At 74.9% G+C, this 19,946-nt stretch carries 11 protein-coding genes; 5 read left to right on the forward strand and 6 right to left on the reverse strand.

Annotated features, from left to right (window positions below):
* Position 1 precedes the first annotated feature (1 nt).
* From ACZ501_RS31210 to ACZ501_RS31225, 4 genes are all read right to left on the reverse strand, one after another.
* Positions 2-6,565, reverse strand: a complete 6,564-nt coding sequence (locus tag ACZ501_RS31210) for an amino acid adenylation domain-containing protein (protein WP_468799954.1) — start codon at positions 6,563-6,565, stop codon at positions 2-4.
* Positions 6,562-11,694, reverse strand: a complete 5,133-nt coding sequence (locus tag ACZ501_RS31215) for an amino acid adenylation domain-containing protein (protein WP_468799956.1) — start codon at positions 11,692-11,694, stop codon at positions 6,562-6,564. The genes ACZ501_RS31210 and ACZ501_RS31215 overlap by 4 nt, the downstream gene beginning before the upstream one ends.
* Before the next feature lie 62 nt (positions 11,695-11,756).
* Positions 11,757-11,972 carry an MbtH family protein gene (locus ACZ501_RS31220; RefSeq protein WP_361599449.1) on the reverse strand — a complete coding sequence of 72 codons (216 nt, stop codon included), beginning with the start codon at positions 11,970-11,972 and terminating at the stop codon, positions 11,757-11,759.
* Positions 11,973-12,033: 61 nt separating this feature from the next.
* Positions 12,034-12,369, reverse strand: coding sequence for a hypothetical protein (locus tag ACZ501_RS31225; RefSeq protein WP_361599452.1), 336 nt, complete (start codon positions 12,367-12,369; stop codon positions 12,034-12,036).
* A gap of 422 nt (positions 12,370-12,791) precedes the next feature.
* Between ACZ501_RS31225 and ACZ501_RS31230 the strand changes: the two genes are divergently transcribed.
* The 5 genes from ACZ501_RS31230 (at position 12,792) to ACZ501_RS31250 (ending at position 17,636) form a co-directional block, all read left to right on the forward strand.
* Entirely contained in the window at positions 12,792-13,325 is a 534-nt protein-coding gene (locus ACZ501_RS31230; RefSeq protein WP_468799958.1) for a GNAT family N-acetyltransferase, read from the forward strand.
* Between the two features lie 78 nt (positions 13,326-13,403).
* Entirely contained in the window at positions 13,404-14,516 is a 1,113-nt protein-coding gene (locus tag ACZ501_RS31235; protein ID WP_468799960.1) for a DegT/DnrJ/EryC1/StrS family aminotransferase, read from the forward strand.
* Between the two features lie 5 nt (positions 14,517-14,521).
* Positions 14,522-15,874 carry an NDP-hexose 2,3-dehydratase family protein gene (locus ACZ501_RS31240; protein WP_361599461.1) on the forward strand — a complete coding sequence of 451 codons (1,353 nt, stop codon included), beginning with the start codon at positions 14,522-14,524 and terminating at the stop codon, positions 15,872-15,874.
* 73 nt (positions 15,875-15,947) lie between these two features.
* A complete protein-coding gene (locus tag ACZ501_RS31245; RefSeq protein ID WP_361599464.1) occupies positions 15,948-16,574 on the forward strand; it encodes a dTDP-4-dehydrorhamnose 3,5-epimerase family protein in 627 nt (208 codons plus the stop codon).
* Positions 16,575-16,643: 69 nt separating this feature from the next.
* The gene (locus ACZ501_RS31250; protein WP_361599467.1) at positions 16,644-17,636 is read left to right on the forward strand and encodes a Gfo/Idh/MocA family protein; all 993 of its coding nucleotides are present in this window, start codon (positions 16,644-16,646) and stop codon (positions 17,634-17,636) included.
* Between the two features lie 75 nt (positions 17,637-17,711).
* Here the strand turns inward: ACZ501_RS31250 and sbnB are convergent, their stop codons facing one another.
* Together sbnB and sbnA are read right to left on the reverse strand one after the other, a co-directional pair.
* The gene (sbnB, locus tag ACZ501_RS31255; RefSeq protein ID WP_361601793.1) at positions 17,712-18,701 is read right to left on the reverse strand and encodes a 2,3-diaminopropionate biosynthesis protein SbnB; all 990 of its coding nucleotides are present in this window, start codon (positions 18,699-18,701) and stop codon (positions 17,712-17,714) included.
* 109 nt (positions 18,702-18,810) lie between these two features.
* Positions 18,811-19,851 (reverse strand): 2,3-diaminopropionate biosynthesis protein SbnA, encoded by a 1,041-nt coding sequence (sbnA, locus tag ACZ501_RS31260; RefSeq protein ID WP_361601796.1) that lies wholly within the window; start codon positions 19,849-19,851, stop codon positions 18,811-18,813.
* Positions 19,852-19,946 lie beyond the last annotated feature (95 nt).

Raw genomic sequence — 19,946 nt, forward strand, 5'->3', positions numbered from 1 at the left:
ATCAGTCCTCTTCCGTGGTGGGGCCGAGGGCACGGGCCAGCTCGGCGATGGTCGGATGGCGCAGGGCGGTGCCCGGATCGACGACGAGTCCGGCCGCCCCGGCGACGGACAGCACCCGCAGCAGGGCGAGCGAGTCACCGCCGAGGTCGCGGAAGCGGTCGTGGACGCCGACCCGGTCGAGGCCGAGCACGTGCTGCCACGCCTCGGCCAGCCGCCGCTCGGTGGCCGTGCGGGGCGCCGCGTACGGAGCCCGGACGACCGTGGTCTCGCGCCGCGCCCCGGCCGCCGCCGTGCCCGCGCGGTCGTACTTGCCGTTCGCCGTCAGGGGCAGGGCGTCCACGATCCGGTACGAGGCCGGGACGAACGGGGCCGGCAGCGCGGCCTCCACCCGGGCCCGCAGCTCCGCCGCCGGCGGGGCGGCCCCGTCGGCCGGCACCACCCAGGCCGTGAGCCGCTGCCCGCCCGAGGACCCGGGGACGGCGTCCACGAGGACCTCGCGCACCCGCGGGTCGGCGCCGAGCACGGCCTCCACCTCCGCGGGCTCGATGCGGTGGCCGCCGACCTTGAGCTGCCGGTCCGCGCGGCCGGCGAACTCCAGCCGCCCGTCCGGCAGGACCCGGGCGAGGTCACCGGTGCGGTACAGCCGGGCGCCCGGCGGGCCGTACGGGTCGGGCACGAAGCGCTCGGCCGTCGTGCCGGGTCGGCCCACGTACCCCCGGGCCAGGCCCGGGCCGCCGATGTGCACCTCGCCGACGACGCCGTCGGGCACCGCGAGCAGGTCTTCGTCCAGCAGCCGCAGCGTCGTGCCCGGCAGCGCGGAGCCCAGCGGTACGAGCGCCCGGCCGACGGGTCCGGACAGGCGGTACGCCGCCGCGGCCACGGTCGCCTCGGTCGGCCCGTACTCCGCGGCCAGCCGCATCCGCCCGCCGGCGGCCGCGATCCGGGACGCGACCCGCTCGGCCTGCCGGGCCGGGTAGGCGTCACCGGCGCAGACCAGCAGCCCGGCCAGCGCGCCGAGCTGCGCGTCGTCCAGGTGGGTCTCCAGCAGCGCGAGATGACCCGGCGTCATGCCGACGAAGGCGTACGGGGCCCAGGTCGCCAGCAGCTTCGCGAACTCGTCCGGCTCGAACCGCTGCGGCAGTACGTACACGGTCCGGCCGGTCAGCAGGGGGACGAACAGGGCGGGGACGCCGAGGTCGGCGCCGACGGAGGTGAAGAAGGGGGCGCCGCCCGTCCCGGCTCCCGCGTACGCGGCCGCGGCCCAGCGCAGGTAGTGGGCCAGGGCCCGGTGGTCGACGGCGACGCCCTTGGGTTCGCCGGTGGAGCCGGAGGTGTGCAGGACGTAGGCCAGGCGGCCCGGGTCGAGGTCGCGGGCGGGGGCCCGCGGCGGCTGCGGCGCAGCCGCGCCGTCCTCGGCGGCCCCGGCCGCGAGCACCGGCGTGCACGGGGCGGTGCGGGAGGCGTGGGCGCTCTCCGTCACGACCAGCCGGCAGCCGGCCCCGGCGAACACCGCCCGCAGCCGGGCGTCCGGCGTGCAGGGATCGCACGGCACGTACGCCGCCCCGGCTTTCCAGACGGCGAGCAGCGCCACCACCAGGTCCGCCCCGCGGTCCAGGAGCACGCCCACCCGGTCCTCGGGGCCGACGCCCAGTCCGCGCAGCCGCCGGGCCAGCAGCCCGGCCCGGGAGTCGAGCTCGGCGTAGGTCAGGCGGCCGTCGAGGGTGACGAGGGCCGTCGCCCCCGGGGTACGGGCGGCCTGCGCCTCGAAGGCGGCGAGGGTGTCCTCGAACTCCGGGGCGGGCTCGAACTCCGGGGCGGCCGCGTCCGGGCCGGCGGGCAGCACGCTCCGGCCCGCGTCGAGCTCGGGGGCCTCGGGGTACCCGCGCCGGGCGTCGCCGTCCGCACCCCCGGCGGCCATGTCGGACAGGACCGCGAGGTAGAGCCGGGCGAGCCGGTCGGCACGGTCGCGCCGCAGGGTCCGGGTGTCGGAGGCGATGGTGAGGTGGTCGCGCAGCGGGGTGCCGACCACCACCGGGAACTCGTTCGGGCTGTCGTCGACGGTGGCGGCCGTGTCGACGAGATCGGTGTCGACCTGGTGGAAGTCCAGGTAGTGGAAGAGCACGTCGACCAGGTGGGGGTCACCGCCGGGGCGGCGCATCGCGGGCATCGGGAACCGGCGGTGCGGCCAGAGCGCGATCTCGGCGGCGAAGGTCCGCCGGGCCAGCTCGCCCCACGTCCGGGCGCCGCGTTCGTAGGGGAAGGGCACCGAGTTGAGGTACATGCCGGAGACCCGGTCCGCCCCGCTGACCTCGGGCCGGGCGTCCGCCACCATGCCCCCGCGGAAGCGGTCCTGGCGGGTCAGCAGGCTCAGCACCTTCGCGTGCGCGGCGTGCAGCACGCTCTTGTACGGCACGCCGGTCTGCGAGGCGAGCGCCTGCAGTCCGGGCCGCAGGGCGTGCAGGGGCAGGTCCAGGCGGTACCGCCCGGCCGGCGCGTCCCGGCCGCCCGACCAGCCCGACGGCAGCCGGAACTTCTCGTACCCGTCGAGGAGTCCGTGCCAGTAGACCCGGTCCTCCTCACCGGCCAGGGAGCGCAGCTCCGCCGCGATGAAGTCGGCGTAGCGCACGGCCGGCGCCGCCGGTGCCGGATCGGGCTCCTGCCCGTCGCGCAGCCGCCCGTAGGCGCCCAGCATCTCCATCAGCTGCGAGTGGTAGCTCCACCCCTCGATGACCGGGTGGCACTCGGTGATCGACAGCCACCAGCCGTCGTCGTCCAGCACGTGCGTGGCCATCCGCATCAGCGGCGCGCACGAGACGTCGAAGAGCCGCGCGCGGTCGGCGCGGGCGAAGGCCGCCAGCGCCGGCCACCGCTCGTCCTCGGGCAGGTGCCGCAGGTCGTCGTGGACGTACGGCATCGCCCCGCGGGCGTGCACGATCTGCAACGGCCGCTCGGGTCCGCCGAGCACGAAGGACGTCCGCATCACCTCGTGCCGGGCGACGACCAGGTCGGCCGCGGCGCGGAAGGCCGCCGGGTCGAAGGGCCGCCCGTCACGGATCCGGAACGAGGTGACGTTGTGGTACCGGTTCACCTCGGGGTCGCGGAACAGCTCCACGAACATCCCGGCCTGGGTGAGCGAGACGGGATAGGCGTCGACGGCGTCGGCGGGCAGCGCGGCCCGTTCGCCGGCCGACAGCAGCGCGAACGGGGCGACCGGTTCGAAGGCCGCCTCCCCGGCCGGCGCGCCCGCCGCCGCGTCCTGACGCAGCGCCCGGCAGAGCCGGGCCACCGTGCGGTGCTCGAAGACGTCGCGGACCGCCACCCGGCGGCCCGACTCGCGCAGCGCCCCCACCAGCGCGACGGCCCGCAGCGAGTCACCGCCCAGGTCGAAGAAGTTGTCGTGGACGCCGATCCGCTCCAGGCCCAGCACCTCGGACCACACCCCGGCCATGACCCGCTCGTCCTCGTCTCGCGGGGCGACGTGCTCGCCGACGGCGGTCGCGGCGCGCCCGGGGGCGGGCAGGGCGGTGCGGTCGAGCTTGCCGTTGGCGGTCAGCGGCAGCGCGTCGAGCGTGACGAACGCCGACGGCACCATGTACTCGGGCAGGCGCGCGCCCAGCAGCCCGCGCAGCCGGGCCGGAGCGAGCGCGGCGGATCCGGCGCCCGGGGCCGGCACCAGGTAGGCGACCAGGCGCCTGTCGCCCGGCGCGTCCTCCCGGACCAGGGCCACGGCCTCGGCCACGGCGGGGTCCGAGGTCAGGACGGTCTCGATCTCGCCGGGCTCGATCCGGTAGCCGCGCAGCTTGACCTGGTGGTCGGCGCGCGAGACGAAGTCGAGGTCGCCGTCCGGCATGACGCGCGCGAGGTCGCCGGTGCGGTACAGCCGGGAGCCGGGCGGGCCGTACGGGTCGGGCAGGAAGCGCTCGGCGGTGAGGCCGGGCCGGTTCGCGTAGCCGCGGGCGAGGCCGACGCCGCCGACGCACACCTCGCCGACGCTGCCGATCGGCACCGGGCGCAGGTCCCCGTCCAGGACCCGCATGGTGGTGTTGGGGATGGCCCGGCCGATGGAGACCAGCTCGGAGTCCACGCGGCCGTCGACGAAGTGCGCCGAGTTGCCGACGGTGATCTCCGTGGGACCGTACTCGGCGGCCAGCCGCCGGCCGCCGGAGCCCTCCGGCTCCAGCCAGCGGTTGGCCAGCCGGCCGGTGAAGGAGTCGCCCGCGGCGATCACCAGGTGGGCCAGGTCCCGGCGCTGCTCGGGGGACAACTGCCGGGAGAGCAGGTCCAGATGGCCCGGGGTGAGCTTGAGGAACGCGTACGGGGCCTCCTGGAGCAGCAGCCGGCCCAGCTCGGTGATGTCGAAGTCCTGGTCGAGCAGATGGACCGGCTGCCCCGTCATCAGGGGGGTGAACAGGTCGGGCATGCCGAGGTCGAAGGCCACGGAGGAGAACAGCGCGGCTCCGCCCGTCCCGGCGCTCGCGTACGCGTCGACGGTCCAGCCCAGGTAGTTGGCGAGCCCCCGGTGGGTGACGAGCACGCCCTTGGGGCGGCCGGTGGAGCCGGAGGTGTAGATCACGTAGGCGAGGTGGTCGATGTCGTAGCCGCCGGCCGGCGGTTCGACGGGGGTGGCGGCGAGGCCGCCGACGACCGCGCGCTCGGTGTCGTCGTCGAGCACCACGGGACGGGCGGCCGTACCCGCCAGCCGGTCCGCGTACCGCAGTTCGGTGACGGCGAGCCGGGTGCCGGTGTCGGCGAGCATGAACTCCAGGCGCTCGTCCGGATAGCCGGGATCGAGGGGGACGTACGCCGCGCCGGTGCGCCAGACGGCCAGCAGGGTGGCCACCAGCTCGGGGCCGCGGTCGAGGAGCACACCGACGGTGCTCTCCGGCCCCGCGCCGAGCCCGCGCAGCCGCCGGGCGATCCCATGGGCCAGCGCGTCGAGCTCGCCGTAGGTCACGCGGCGCCCGCCGTGGACCACGGCGACCGCCCCGGGCGTGGCCGCCGCCCGGCGCGAGACGGTCTCGTGTACGGGCCGCAGCGCCCCGGGGTCCAGGGGCGTACGGGTGGCCAGGGGTTCGGCCGGGCCGTCCAGCAGCAGGGCGCGCTCGTGCGCGTCGAAGATGTCCAGCTCCGAGACCCGGCTGCCGGGGGACGCGGCGACGGCGCCCAGCAGGCGGGTGTAGTGGCCGGTGATCCGCCGGGCCGTGGCGGCGTCGAAGAGCGCGGTGGCGTACTCCAGCGAGCCCCGCAGGGAGCCGTCGCCCTGTTCCTCCAGGTGGACGGTGAGGTCGAAACGGGCGGTGCGGCCGGGCACCTCGACCGGCCCGGCCGTCACCCCGGGAAGGTCGAGGGGTTCGGCGGCGTCGGCCCGGGTCAGGTCGAACATCACCTGGAACACGGGGGTGGCGGACAGGTCGCGGTCCGGCTCCAGGGCGTCGGCCAGCCGGTCGAAGGGGGCCGAGCGGTGGTCGAAGGCGGCCAGCACCGTGTCCCGGTTGCGTTCCAGCAGCCGGGCGAAGGACTCGTCACCGTCCCAGCGGGCGCGCATCACCAGGCTGTCCGAGGCGTAGCCGGCCATGGTGGCGAGCTCGGGGCGGATCCGCGCGGACACCGAGGTGCCGACGGCGATGTCGCGCGTCCCGACGTAGCGCGACAGCAGGACCTGGAAGGCGGTGAGCAGCACCATGAACGAGGAGGCGCCGCCCTCGCCGGCCAGGGCGGCCAGCCGCCCGGCGACCGGGGCGGGCACCGTGAAGTCCTCCAGCGCGCCCGCCCAGGACCGTACGGCCGGGCGCGGCCGGTCGGTGGGCAGGTCGAGGGAGGACAGTCCGGCCAGGTGGGCGCGCCACCAGTCGAGCGCGCGGCCGACCTCCGGGCCGTCCTGCTCCGCGTTGAGCCAGCCCGCGTAGTCGGCGTACTGCACCGGCTCCGCCGCCAGGGCGGGGGCGCGCCCCTCGGCCTGCGCCTGGTACAGCTCGGACAGCTCCGCGAGCAGCAGGGGGCGGGTGGCGGCGTCGCAGGCGATGTGGTGGAGGACGACGACCAGCAGGTGGTCGTCCTCGGCGAAGCGGACCAGGCGCGCGCGCAGCGGTGCCTGCGCGGCGAGGTCGAAGGGCCGCAGCGACTCCTCCTCCACGATCTCCCGGACCGCCGCCGCCCGTCCGTCCGCGGACAGCCCGCCGCGTCCGGTCTCGGTGAAGTCGGCGGGGCCCGGGGCCCGGACCACCTGCCGGGGCTCCGACCCGACCAGCACGTAGTGGGTGCGCAGGATCTCGTGGCGTTCGCACAGCAGGTCGAAGGCGCGGCGCAGCCGGTCCGCCCGGAGCGGCCCGCGCAGCCGGTACGCCACCGGCAGCAGGTACTCCGGTCCGGCGGGGTCCAGTTGGTGCAGGAACCACATCTGGCGCTGTCCGGCGGACAGGGCGAGCGGCTCCTCACGGGGCAGCCGCGGGATGCCCCGGCGGGCGCGCGGAGCGGAACCGGACAGCCGGCGGCGCAGGAGCTCCTCGCGCAGGGCCGCGGCGGACGCGGCGGACGCGTCCGCGGGGGGCGGGGTGGCTTCGGTCATGCGTGGTACTCCCTGTGTGCGGCGTCCAGCTCGGCATCGCTCAGCTCCGCGATCTCGCGCCGTACGGCGTCCTCGACGGCCTCGGCCAGTCCGGCGACGGTGGGCCGGTCGAAGAGGGCGCGCAGCGGCAGCGTCACCCCGTACTCCTCCTGGATCCGGGCGACGACCCGGGCGGCGCGGACGGAGTCCCCGCCCAGGGCGAAGAAGCCGTGGCGGGCGCCGATCCGGGGCGCGCGCCCGTCGGGTCCGGCCAGCACCGCGCGCCAGATCGCGGCGATGCCCTCCTCCAGCGGCCCCCGGGGGGCGGTGTACGGCTCGTCGTCGGCCGCCGTGCTCAGGTCGGGCGCGGGCAGCGCCGCGAGGTCGACCTTGTGGTGCCGGGTCAGGGGCAGCGCCGCGAGCGGCACGACCAGCGTCGGCAGCATGTACGCGGGCAGGTGGCGCGCGCAGTGCTCCAGCAGCTCGCCCCGCGCGGGCAGCGCCGCGCCGGCGGGGACGCAGTAGGCGACCAGGCGGGCCGCGTCCCCGGTCCCGTGGGCGACGACCACCGCCTGGGCCACGCCGGGGTGTTCGGCCAGCACCGCGCCCACCTCGCCGGTCTCCACCCGGCGGCCGCGGATCCTGACCTGGCCGTCGGCGCGGCCGACGAAGACGAGCGTGCCGTCCGCGAGCGTCCGGGCCAGGTCGCCGGTGCGGTACAGCCGGGATCCCGGCGGACCGTACGGGTCGGGCACGAAGCGTTCGGCGGTGAGGCCCGGCCGGCCCGGATAGCCCCGGGCCACCCCGAGTCCGCCCACGCACAGCTCACCGGTCGCGCCCGGGGGCACGGGGCGCAGCAGCGCGTCCAGGACGCGGGCGCTGGCGTGCGGGTACGGCCGCCCGATGGCGACGGCCGTCACGTCCCGCGGTATCTCCCAGCGGGTCGCGGCGACGGTGGTCTCGGTCGGACCGTACTCGTTGACGAACCGCTTGAGGCGGCGGGACAGCTCCCGGGCGAGGTCGGGCGGGCACGGCTCGCCGCCGGTCTGCCCGACGAGCCGCCGGTGGCCGAGCCCGGCGTCCAGGAACATGCGCCACTGCGGCGCCACCGCCTGGAGGTGGGTGACACCGGTGCGCTCGATCAGCGCGGGCAGGCCCGCGTGGTCGTCGGCCTCCCGGTCACGGGCCAGGACCACGCGTCCGCCCGACACCAGCGGCATCACCAGTTCGGTGAAGGAGATGTCGAAGGTGGCCGGGGCGAGCGCGAGCCAGGCGTCGTCCGGCCCGCGGCCGAAGTCCAGGTGGTCGGCACAGGCGCGCAGCAGGCGCAGCAGCGCCCGGTGTTCGACGCCCACGGCCTTGGGACGGCCGGTGGAACCGGAGGTGTAGACGAGGTAGGCGAGGCGCGCCGGGTCGCCGGGGTCGCCCGGGGGCGGGGAGGCGGGAGCGGCGGCCGCCGGGGACGGGGGGCCGTCGACGGTGAGCACCGCACCCGGGTGACGGGGGGCCAGGCGGGCCCGGCCGGCCTCGTCCGACACCAGTACGGCGGCCCGGCAGTCGCCCAGCACGTACGCCAGCCGCTCGTCGGGCGCGGTCCGGTCCAGCGGCACGTACGCCGCTCCGGTCTGCCAGACACCGAGCAGGGCGGCGATCAGATCGGGGGTGCGCGGCAGCATCACGGCGACCGCGGTCTCCGGGCCGGCGCCCAGGGCGCGCAGCCGGCGGGCGAACCAGTCGGCGCGCTCCCGCAGGCGGGCGTAGGTCCACCGCTCGTCGCCGCACACGACGGCGGTGGCGTCCGGGGTCCTGCGCGCCCGCTCGGTGAACGCGGCGTGGACGCAGCCGTCGGGCTCGCCGGCTGCCGCGGGCGCGGCCGCCCCGAGGGCGAGCAGGCGGTCGCGTTCGGCGTCGGGCAGCAGTTCGGCGGCGGCCAGCGGGGCCGACGGGGAGTCGGCGAAGGATTCCAGGAGCCGGACCCAGCACGCCGCCAGCCGGTCCACGGTGGCCGCGTCGAACAGGGAGGTCGCGTACTCCACCATGCCCAGCAGGGTGCCGTCCGCCTGCCGCTGCACCACGAAGGTCAGGTCGGTGCGGGCGGAGCCCCAGGCCGCGGCGAACGCGTCCAGGTCGTCCGCGCGCAGCGCGGTCCCGGTGCGTCCCTCCTCGTGGAAGTCGAACATCACCTGGTACAGGGGGGTGCGGGACGGGTCGCGCGGCGGCCGCAGCTCCCGCACGAGGCGGTCGAAGGGCAGGTCCCGGTGGGCGAGGGCGTCCAGCACGGTCTCGCGTACCGAGGCGAGCGCGTCGCGGACCGGCAGGCCGGCGTCCAGCCGGCAGTCGAGCACCAGGGTGTTGAGGAAGTAGCCGACGGTGTCGGCGACTTCGGGCCGGTCCCGGCCGGCGACGGGCATGCCGAGGGTGACGTCCGCGCGGCCGGTGAGCCGGGCGAGCAACGCGGCGAAGCCGGCCAGCAGCGTCTGGTGGAGGGTGGCGCCCGACTCGCGGCCGAGGGCGGCGAGCCGCCCCGTCAGGGCGGCCGGCACCACGAAGGTGCGCAGGGCCCCCCGCCCGTCGCGCTCGGCGGGGCGCGGCCGGTCCGCCGGCAGCTCCAGGGGCGTGGCGCCGGCCAGGGCCGCCTTCCAGTACGCCAGGTCGCGGTCGGCGCCGCCGGCCGCGGCCGCGTCGAGGCGGCGGCGCTGCCAGGCGGCGTGGTCCGCGTACTGCGCGCCGACCTCGGGGAGCGCGGGCCGCCGGCCGGTGTGGACGGCCTCGCCCAGGGCGCGCAGGTCGCGGTCCAGGAGCACCGAGGACCAGCCGTCGCAGGCGATGTGGTGGACGGCCAGCAACAGGACCTGGCCCCCGTCGTCGGTGCGCACCAGCAGCGCGCGCCACACCGGCCCGTGCTCCAGGTCGAAGCCCCGTTCCAGCTCCCCGGCCGCGAGCCCGCGCAGGGCGTCGGCGTCGGCCGCGTCGGCGACGCGCAGGTCCACGGGCCGGCCGGGACCGTCCACGAGCTGTACGGGCTGCCCGTCGCGCAGCGCGTAACGGGTGCGCAGGATCTCGTGCCGGTCCGCCAGCAGCCCGAGGGCGGTTCCGATGGTTCCCGCCGTCCATGCGGCGGGCAGCCGGATCCACACCAGCTCGGCCCATTCGGGGCTGCCGGGCCGCATGCGCTCCAGCAGCCACAGGCCCTGCTGCCCGCTCGACAGCGGCAGCGCGTCGCCGCGCGGGACGCGCACCACGGCGTCCTCCTCCACCGGGGCGGGCCCCCGGTCCGGCGGGCCGTCCGGCGCGGGGGAGTCCCCGGCACGGTCCAGGAGGGCGGCCTGCTCGGCCACGGTGACGGCCGAGAAGAGGGCGCGCAGCTCGATCCGCCGGCCCGAGGCGGCGGTCAGCCGTCCCGCGAGCCGCCCCAGCAGCAGGGAGGAGCCGCCGGCCGCGAAGAAGTCGTCGTGGGCGCCGAGGGTCTCGGCGGGCACGTCCAGCGTCTGCGCCCAGGCCTGGACGACGGCCTGCTCGGCGGGGGTGCGCGGCGGCACGTGGGGCCGTGCGGCGCCGTCCGCGCCGGGCGCGGGCAGAGCGGCCCGGTCGGTCTTGCCGCTGGCGGTCCGGGGGAAGGAGGCCACGACGGTGAACACGCGCGGAACCAGCTGTTCCGGCAGGACGCGGCGGGCGAACTCCCGCAGCTCGGCGGCGTCGGGCGCGGTGCCGTGCGGCTGGATCCAGGCCACGAGCCGGTGCCCGCCGTCGCGGTCGGCCACCGCGTCGACGACGGCCGCGTCCACGCGCGGGTGGGCGAGGAGCGCGGCCTCGACCTCCCCGGGCTCGATCCGTACGCCGTTGACCTTGATCTGCCGGTCCAGCCGGCCGAGGTACTCCAGCTCGTCGGTGGCCGAGCGGCGCACGAGGTCGCCGGTGCGGTACAGCCGGGCGCCGGGCGGGCCGAAGGGGTCGGGGACGAAGCGCTCGGCGGTCAGCGCGGGCCGCCCGAGGTAGCCGGTGGCGACGCCGGCCCCGCCGGCGTACAGCTCTCCGGTGCCGCCCGGTCCGACGGGACGGCCGTCCGGGTCCAGCACCAGCGCGCTCAGCCCCCCGATGGGGCGCCCGATGGGCACCGGACCGGCGGCCACGGCGGGATCGAAGCGGTGCTCGGTGATGTCCACGGAGCACTCGGTGGGCCCGTAGGTGTTCCAGATCTCCGCCTGCGGCGCGCGCTCCAGCAGCCGGTGGCACAGCTCCGCGTGGAGCGGCTCGCCGGCGCTGAACAGCAGCCGCAGGGAACGGCAGCCGTCCCAGCCCGGGGCGTTGGCCAGGGCGTTCCACACCGAGGGCACGGCCTGGAGGACGGTGACGCGGCCGGCGGCCACCGCGTCGAGCATCGCGGCCGGGTCGCGCTCGACGCCCTGCGGCGCGAGGACGACGGTGCCGCCGCTGACGAGCGGGGCGAACAGCTCCAGACCGGCGGCGTCGAAGCCGACGGTGGTCTTCAGCAGCATCCGGTCGCGGGGGCCCAGACCGTGCCGGGAGGCCAGGTGGCGCACCCGGTTGGCGATCCCGCCGTGCGGGACGACGACCCCCTTGGGGCGGCCGGTGGAGCCGGAGGTGTGGAGCACGTAGGCCGGGTGGCCGGCGGCTCCGGCGCCGGGCAACTCGCCTGCCGGCTGCGCCACTTCGTCCGCCCCACCGGACCCGTCGAGCACCAGCAGGCGGGTGCCCCCGCGGCGCGGGAACGCCGCGGCGACGGCACGCTCGGTCAGCACCAGCGGCGTCCGCGTGTCGGCGAGGGTCCAGGACAGGCGCTCGGCCGGGTGGTCCGGGTCCATGGGCACGTAGCCGGCGCCCGCCCGCCACACCGCCAGCAGGGCCACCACCAGATCGGGGCTCCGGCGCAGCGACACCCCGACCAGGCTCCCCGGCCCGATGCCGAGGGCGGCCAGACGCCCCGCCAGCCGGGCGGACCGCCGGGCCAGTTCCCGGTAGGTCAGGGAACCCGTGCCGGCGGTCGCACCGTCGACCGCGAGCGCGTCGGGGGTGGCGGCGGCCTGCGCCACGACCAGCTCGGCGAGCAGCGGGAGCGGGTCCGGCGCGCCCGCCGGGTCGGGTCGCACGGGCGACCGGTGCGCGGGGGCCGGCAGCGTCCCGTCGTTCACAGATGCTCCTTCGGCGAAATCGCCCCGGACAGGGGCGGGCAGGGGGAAGGCCGGCGGACTCCTCAGCCGGCGGCGGAGCGCTCCATCCGGCGGCGCAGGCTCAGCGGACGCATGTCGGTCCACACCGCCTCGATGCGGCTGAGGCACTCCTCCCGGCTGCCCTCCGTCCCCTCGGCGTACCAGCCGGCCGGCAGCGGCCGGTCGGCCCACCAGATCGAGAACTGCTCCTCGTCGTTGTGGACCACGAGGTAGGCGCGGTCGTTGTTCTGGTCGTCCATGTGGTCTTCCCAGGCTCGGGCGGGACAGGGATGGGGGCGGGAGGCGGTCGGACGCCCGGGGTCAGTCGGAGTCCGCGTGGACGATCCGCCGCACGTTCGCCTCGAACTCGGGGTAGGTGCCCGCACGGTGGGCGATCTCGGTGATGTGCTCCGCGATCTCCTGGAAGGTCCGTCCGTCGAATCCCTCCAGCCCCTCCAGCACCTTCAGGTCGAGTTCGTTCTCCAGGTCGAGCAGGACCTGGACCATCGAGAAGGAATCGAGGTCGCGCAGCTCTTCCGGCTCCGGGACGTCGGGCTGCTCGGCGCAGATGGTGGCGGCCGTCCGGCGAATCAGTTCCGTGAATTCCTCGATGAAGGTCGGGGTTTCTTCCGCGACGGTCTCATTGTCCAGGATCATGTTCGGATTACGCTCCTCAAGGGTGTACGCGGATGAACTGTCCGAGGTCGGTCGGGCGTCTGCCGGACGGAATTCGAGGCCTGCCGCTGACCGGGTCCGACCGTAGTTCGGGGCCCGCCACAGGGTCAATGCGCGGATCCCCGCTTTGCCCGCGGGCGTCCCGCCGGCGAGACACCGCAGGCCGTTTCGGCGTCCCGCCCCCGGCTGCCGCGGCCGGTCGGTCCGCTTTCGGCCCGGCTCTTCCCGGGAAGTCTTGACCCCCATCGCCGGGCGTGCGTACGGTCCGGTGATTCCCCTCGCCCAGGCCGATGAGACGCCGCGGGCTTCCGCATTGCCGACCGCATTTTCCGGCGGTACGCATTCCCGAGGGACGCGGCCGGACACCGGCCGACGGTGACCACCGCGAAAGAGGCGAGTGCCCCATGTTCTTCCCGTACACCGAGACCCGGCGGGTCGCGCTGCGCCCGGCCGGCGCCGACGACGCCGCCGCGGCGTACGAGGTCCTGCTCCGGCTTGGAACCGCCGGGCTGCCCGTGCTGGACGTCTTCACCAAGACCTTCGGGGAGGGGCTGGCGGCGTGCTTCCTCGTCCGTGACAAGGACACGGACGAGGTCGTCGGGCTCAGCACCGTCTCCGCGGTCAATCCGGCGGGCCACCTCCGGATCGAGGTCCACCTCACCGGCGGCACGGCCGCAGAAATCAGCGGCGACGTCCACGCGCTGACCGCCAACTTCGCGTTCTCCATGTGGCGCACCCGGAAGGTGTACATTCACCGCACGTCGCCGGACACCCGTGCCATCGGATTCGGCGACGCCCACGAAGCCATGGTGCGCACCGAGGCGATCCTGCCCGAGCACACGTATTTCCACGGAAGGCTGTGGGACGTCCACGTCCTCGCAATTCACCGTGAGGACTGGAATACGCACGGCGTGGCTCTTCTGGAGAAAATCGTCTGAACCCCCGGAGGCCGGGGTGTTTCCCCCGGCCGGCTCTTGCAATCCTGACGACCACCCTGTTGGAGGTGACGTGCCGCGATGACCCAGCATGTATGGGGTTACCTGCCCGAGTACGACGAAGAACGCGCTGACATTCTTGACGCGGTGGACACGGTGTTCAGCTCGGGGCAACTGGTGCTGGGGAAGAGCGTCAGCGCCTTCGAGCGGGAGTTCGCCGATTACCACGGCCTCGCCCACTGCGTCGGCGTCGACAACGGGACCAACGCGATCGTGCTCGGCCTGCGCGCCCTGGGCATCGGCCCCGGCGACGAGGTGATCACGGTGTCGAACACCGCCGCGCCGACCGTCATCGCCATCGACGCCGTCGGTGCCGTGCCGGTCTTCGTCGACATCGACCCCGACACGTACCTGATGGACGTGGACCGGGTGGCCGGCGTCATCACCGAGCGGACCCGCTGCCTGCTCCCCGTCCACCTGTACGGGCAGTGCGTGGACATGGCGCCCCTGCGGGCGCTGGCCGAGGCCCACGGCCTGGTGATCCTGGAGGACTGCGCGCAGGCGCACGGCGCCCGCCACCACGGCACGCTCGCGGGCACGATGGGCGACGCCGCCGCGTTCTCCTTCTACCCGACCAAGGTCCTCGGGGCCTACGGGGACGGCGGCGCCACGGTGTCCGACGACCCGGAGGTGGACGCCCGCCTGCGCCGGCTGCGCTTCTACGGCATGGAGGACCGCTACTACGTCGTCGAGACCCCCGGCTACAACAGCCGCCTCGACGAGGTGCAGGCCGAGATCCTGCGCCGCAAGCTGACCCGCCTCGACACCTACACGGCCCGGCGCAGGGCCATCGCGCGGCGGTACGAGGAGGCCTTCGCGGGCACCGCCCTGATCACCCCGAAGACCGCACCGGGCAACGAGCACGTCTACTACGTCTACGTGGTGCGCCATCCGCTGCGGGACAGGATCATCGAGGAGCTCAAGGCGGAGCACGACATCGCGCTGAACATCAGCTACCCGTGGCCGGTGCACACCCAGTCCGGCTTCGCCCACCTCGGGTACGCCGCGGACGCGCTGCCGGTCACCACCCGCGTGGCGGACGAGATCTTCTCCCTGCCCATGTACCCCTCCCTCTCCGACAAGGAGCAGGAGCGGGTCATCGACGCGGTGTCCGACGTCCTGGGAAGGCTCTGAGCCCGGTGATCCTCAAGTCCACCGCCGAGTTCCACGCCTGGTGGGCCGAACGCCACCGGGCCGGTGCGTTCTCGGTCCGTCGCATCCCCCTCGAAGCCCTGGACGCGTGGGAGTTCGACCCGCTGACCGGCAACCTCGGCCACGCCAGCGGCCGGTTCTTCACGGTCGAAGGGCTCCAGGTCCGCGACGGCGGCACGGAGATCTGGTCGCAGCCGGTCATCCACCAGCCCGAGATCGGCATCCTCGGCATCCTCGTCAAGGAGTTCGACGGCGTCCTGCACTGCCTGATGCAGGCCAAGATGGAGCCGGGGAACTCCAACACGCTCCAGCTCTCCCCGACGGTCCAGGCGACCCGCAGCAACTACATGAAGGTGCACCGCGGGACCTCCACCCGCTACCTGGAGCACTTCACGGGGCCGGACCGCGGCCGGGTGCTCGTGGACGTGCTCCAGTCCGAGCAGGGCGCCTGGTTCTGGCGCAAGCGCAACCGGAACATGGTGGTGCTCGCGACCGGGGACGTGCCGGAGCACGAGGACTTCCGCTGGCTCCCCCTGGACCTGGTCCGCGAACTGATGGCGGTGGACCACCTCGTCAACATGGACGCCCGCACCGTGCTGTCCTGCATGCCGTTCCTGGTCCCCGAGGGCGCCCGCACACCCACCGGCGACTCCTTCCGCGACGCCCTGGTGCGCTCCTACCGGGACGGGCCCGCGCCGGACGGCCGCTTCGGCACGGACGGCGCGCAGAGGATCCTCAGCTGGTTCAACGAGGCGAAGACCGGTGTCGACTGGACCGCCCGGCTGGTCCCGCTGGCCGACGTCGCCGGCTGGAAGCGCGACGACTGGGAGATCACCGACGAGTCGGCCGAGAGCTTCCGCATCATCGCCGTCGAGGTCACGGCCGGCAACCGCGAGGTCGCCCGGTGGACCCAGCCCCTGCTCCACCCGCGCGGGGAGGGCCGGGCGGCGTTCGTCGCCAGGACGGTCGACGGGACGCTCCGGCTCCTGGTGCGCGCCCGGCCCGAGTACGGCCTGATGGACCAGGTGGAGATGGCGCCGACGGTGCACCTGCACCCGGGCCAGGACGTGGACGCCGTCCAGGAGCCCTTCCTGCGCGACGCCCTGCTCCCGGGCGGCGGCACGACGCGCTACGACCGTGTCCTGTCGGAGGAGGGCGGCCGTTTCCACCACGCCGGCACGCGCTACCAGATCATCGAGGTGGGCGAGGACTTCCCGGCCGCCGTACCGCCCCACCTGTGCTGGATGACGGTCCGTGAGCTGACCGGCCTGCTCCGCCACGGGCACTACCTCAACATCGAGGCCCGGTCCCTGCTCACCTGTCTGCTCAGCCTGTGCTGAGCGGGCGCCGACCGGGCGGGCCGGACGGGCCGGGTGATGAGAACGCGCGCGAAACTCCGAGACGGGTGGGGCCATGTTTGATGCGGCACGAGTAACCGAAACGAAGATCAAGGGGGCCTACCGGATCGTCCCCAACAAGTACCCGGACCGGCGCGGATCCTTCTACGAGGCCTTCCGCGCCGAGATCCTGACGGAGATCATCGGCTATCCGTTCACCGTCGGGCAGGCGAACTACTCCGTCAGCTGCCGCAACACCATGCGCGGCATCCACAGCACCTCGCTCGCGCCCGGCCAGGCGAAGCTGGTCACCTGCGTGCGCGGCGCCGTCCTCGACGTCGCCGTGGACCTGAGGGTGGGCTCGCCCACCTTCGGTATGTACGAGATGACCCCGCAGGACGAGGAGTCCGGCACCGCCGTCTACCTCGCCGACGGCATCGGCCACGCGTTCCTGTCCCTGACCGACGACGCGTGCATGAACTACCTGTGCTCGGAGGCGTACATCCCCGGCACGATGATCGAGGTCAACCCGCTGGACCCGGACATCGGGATCCCGTGGGGGATCGAGGAACCGCCCGTCATGTCGGAGAAGGACGCCGCCGCGCCGACCCTGGCGGAGGCGGTGTCCCTCGGCATGCTCCCGACCTACGAGGAGTGCCTCGCCCACTACGAGGCGCTGAAGCAGCGCGCGATCAAGGGCTGACGCCCCACGGGGCGTCCCGGCCCACCGGGCGCCCGTCTTCTCACCCCATGCTGAGCGGAGTTCTTCCACATGTTCAAAAGCACGAGCGACAGACTGCGCATCGGGATCATGGGGTGCGCGGACATCGCCTGGCGGCGCACGCTCCCGGCCGTCGAGGGCAACCCGGCCGTGGAGGTCGCGGCGATCGCCAGCCGGAGCCGGGAGTCCGCCGTCCGGTTCACCGACCGGTTCGGCGGGGTGCCGGTCGAGGGGTACGACGCGCTGCTCGAACGCGACGACGTCGACGCCGTCTACATACCGCTGCCCGGACGGCTGCACGCCGAGTGGGTCTCCCGGGCGCTGGAGGCGGGCAAGCACGTCCTGGTGGAGAAGCCGCTGACGGCGAGCCGCGAGGACACCGTCCGGCTGGTCGCCGACGCGCGGGCGCGCGGGCTGGTCCTGCTGGAGAACTACATGTTCCTCTACCACTCCCAGCACACGGCGGTGCGCAAGGCCCTGGCCGACGGCGCCATCGGCGAGGTGCGCGAGTTCACCAGCGCGTTCACCATCCCGCCGAAGCCCGCCGGCGACATCCGCTACCAGCGCGCGGTCGGCGGCGGCGCCTTCCTCGACTTCGGGGGCTATCCGGTGCGGGCGGCCCAGTACTTCCTCGGCAGCGACCTGAAGGTCGTCGGCGCGGTGTTCCGGCACGACCGGAGCCGGGGCGTGGTGCTGTCCGGCAGCGTCCTGCTGTGCACGCCCGAGGGGGTGCCCGCCCGGCTCACCTTCGGGATGGAGCACTCGTACCGCAACACCTACAGCCTCTCGGGGAGCACTGGGCGCATCGTCCTCGACCGCGCCTTCACACCGCCGGAGACGTACCAGCCGGTGATGCGCGTCGAGCGCCAGGACCACCAGGAGCAGTTCGTCCTGCCGGCCGACCACCAGTTCGCGAACGTCGTCGACACCTTCGCGGGCGCCGTCCTCAGGGGCCTCGACGTGCGCGAGCACCAGGAGGGCTCCCTGCGCCAGGCCGCGCTGGTCGAGGAGATCCGCGCGCACGCGCTCGTCGTCGAGGTCTGAGCCGTACGACGGCCGGTGCCCCGCCCGGAAGGGCGGGGCACCGGCCGTACGCGTGCGTGCGGGAAGGACGGCCCGCTACGGCAGGAAGCCGTCGACGCGGGTGCCCGCGCCCCGCGCCCGGGCCTCGTCCCGCACCCAGCGCGCCAGGGCGAGGTCCAGCACGCCCAGACCGAAGGGGGAGAACACCGCGGTCCGGCCCGGGTCCCTGCGGAAGCCGGATCCGCCGCGCAGCAGCGACCCGATCGTCGTGTCGATGAACTCCCGTCCGCCGGAGGCGAGTTCGGCCAGGTGCAGCGAGGTCCGCTCCCGGCACACGTGGTCGGCGTCGTCGACGACGTTCTGGGCCCCCAGGATCGCCTCGACGGTCAGGTCGCGCAGCGAGACGTGCAGGACCGTCGCCCCCGGCCGGCACGCGGACAGGTCCAGGTGGGGCTCGCCGGCGGAGGTCGCGAGGGAGACCAGCCGGTGGGAGCCGAGCGCCTCCCGCGCCTGCTCCACCACCTTGAACGCGAGGTCCGGCAGGTCCGCGGCGGCCTCGGCGGCGAAGGCCTCGGCGCGGGCGCGGTCCGTGTCGAACAGCACGGCCTCGCGCAGCATGGGCAGCCGGACCTTCACGAAGCGGAGCACCTCGCGGTTGATGGGCCCGCAGCCGACCAGGGCGATCCCGTGCGGCTCCGGGCCGGTGACCAGGTGGGCGGCGGCGAGCGCCGCGGAGGCGGCGGTGCGCCGGGCCGAGATCAGGGAGGCCTCGATCAGGGCCTCCGGGCGGCCGTCGACGGTGGAGTTGAGGATCATGGCCGCGCTCGCCCGTTCCCGGCCGGCGGCGATGTTGCCGGGGAAGCTCGCGATCCACTTCATCCCGGCCACCGCGTCCTCACCCCCCAGGTAGGCGGGCAGGCCGATGATGCGGTCGCGGGGGCTGTCGGGGAAGCGCAGGAACACCGAGCGGGGCAGGGCGGTGCGGCCCTCGTCGTGCAGGCGGTAGGTGTCGCCGACCAGCGAGAGGATCCGTTCCTCCTGCCCCCGCATGACGTCGCGCACTTCACCGTGACCGATGACCAGCAAGGGAGTCTCCTTCGTACCGAGGGGATGTGAGGGCGAGGCCCAGGCCCGTGCCGGGACCTGGGCCTCGTGCGTGACCGGGGCGTCCGCGCGGCGTCCGCGCGGCCCCCGCTCAGCCGGAAGCCGTCGCCGCGCGCAGCGCCGCGTACGCGTCGCCGGCGTCGTGCGCGGCCGGCGCCGGGAGCGGGACCTCGCCGAAGTGCCGGCGCACCCAGTGGTCCGAGTAGATGGTGTCCAGGTAGCGGTCCCCGCCGTCCGGCAGGATCAGGACGCAGGTCGAGCCGGCCGGGATCTCCGGCGCCAGCTTCTCCAGCGCGGCGACCAGGGCGCCGGAGGACCCCCCGGCGAGGACGGCCTCGCGCCGCACCAGCCGGCGGCAGCCGGCCACCGCCTCGAGGTCGCTGACGTGCACCACGCGGTCGGCGGCCGTGGGATCGAACACGGCGGGCACCACGGCGGCGCCGTGCCCCGGGATCAGACGGGAGCAGGACACCGGCGAGTCGAACAGCCTGCTGCCCACGGCGTCGACCGCGACGACCGTGGTGGCCAGGCCGTGCCTGCGGACGTACGCCGCGCATCCGCCCAGGGTCCCTGTGGTGCCGGCCGCGCAGAACACGTAGTCCACCGAGCCGCGCAGCGCCTGGTCGATCTCGCGCATCGTCTCCAGGTGGGCCCGGGGGTTGAGCGGGTTGGAGTACTGGCCCGGCACGTAGGCGTGCGGCACGGTCGCCGCCAGCTCGGCGACCCGGCGCAGCCGCTGGGGCAGGAACTCCCCGGTGTCGGGGTCGGGCACGCCGACGACCTCCACCTCGGCGCCGTAGGCCCGCAGGATCGCGAGGTTCTGCTCCGTGGTGCGCGGGTCCACCACGCAGATGAACCGCAGCCCGTGGTAGCAGCAGATCTGCGCGAGGCCGATCGCGAGGTTCCCCGAACTGGACTCGATCACCGTGGTCCTGCCGGGCACGGCCTCACCGGTGCGCAGCCCCTCCAGCAGCATGGCCAGCGCGGAGCGGTCCTTGATGCTGCCACCGGGGTTGAAGCGCTCCATCTTGGCGTGGACCCGCAGTCCGTGGTCGGCGGAGATCCGCTCCAGCTCGACCAGGGGCGTGTTCCCCACCGTCGCCAGGATCCCCTTGAGCGTGTGCGCGGTCACCGGCTCCCCCTGCCCTGAGAACGTCGTGCTGTACGTCGTGCCGTACGTGGAGTCCCGGCGGGCGAGGACCGCCTGCCGGGAGATCGCCCGCGGGT

It is taken from the genome of Streptomyces sp. NPDC034085, from assembly GCF_055575555.1.

Coding starts and splice junctions, on each gene's coding strand:
- ACZ501_RS31220 (WP_361599449.1), bottom strand. CDS start 11,972: ATGGACGACCAGAACAACGACCGCGCCTACCTCGTGGTCCACAACGAC.
- ACZ501_RS31225 (WP_361599452.1), bottom strand. CDS start 12,369: ATGATCCTGGACAATGAGACCGTCGCGGAAGAAACCCCGACCTTCATC.
- ACZ501_RS31235 (WP_468799960.1), top strand. CDS start 13,404: ATGACCCAGCATGTATGGGGTTACCTGCCCGAGTACGACGAAGAACGC.
- ACZ501_RS31210 (WP_468799954.1), bottom strand. CDS start 6,565: ATGACCGAAGCCACCCCGCCCCCCGCGGACGCGTCCGCCGCGTCCGCC.
- ACZ501_RS31230 (WP_468799958.1), top strand. CDS start 12,792: ATGTTCTTCCCGTACACCGAGACCCGGCGGGTCGCGCTGCGCCCGGCC.
- ACZ501_RS31250 (WP_361599467.1), top strand. CDS start 16,644: ATGTTCAAAAGCACGAGCGACAGACTGCGCATCGGGATCATGGGGTGC.
- ACZ501_RS31245 (WP_361599464.1), top strand. CDS start 15,948: ATGTTTGATGCGGCACGAGTAACCGAAACGAAGATCAAGGGGGCCTAC.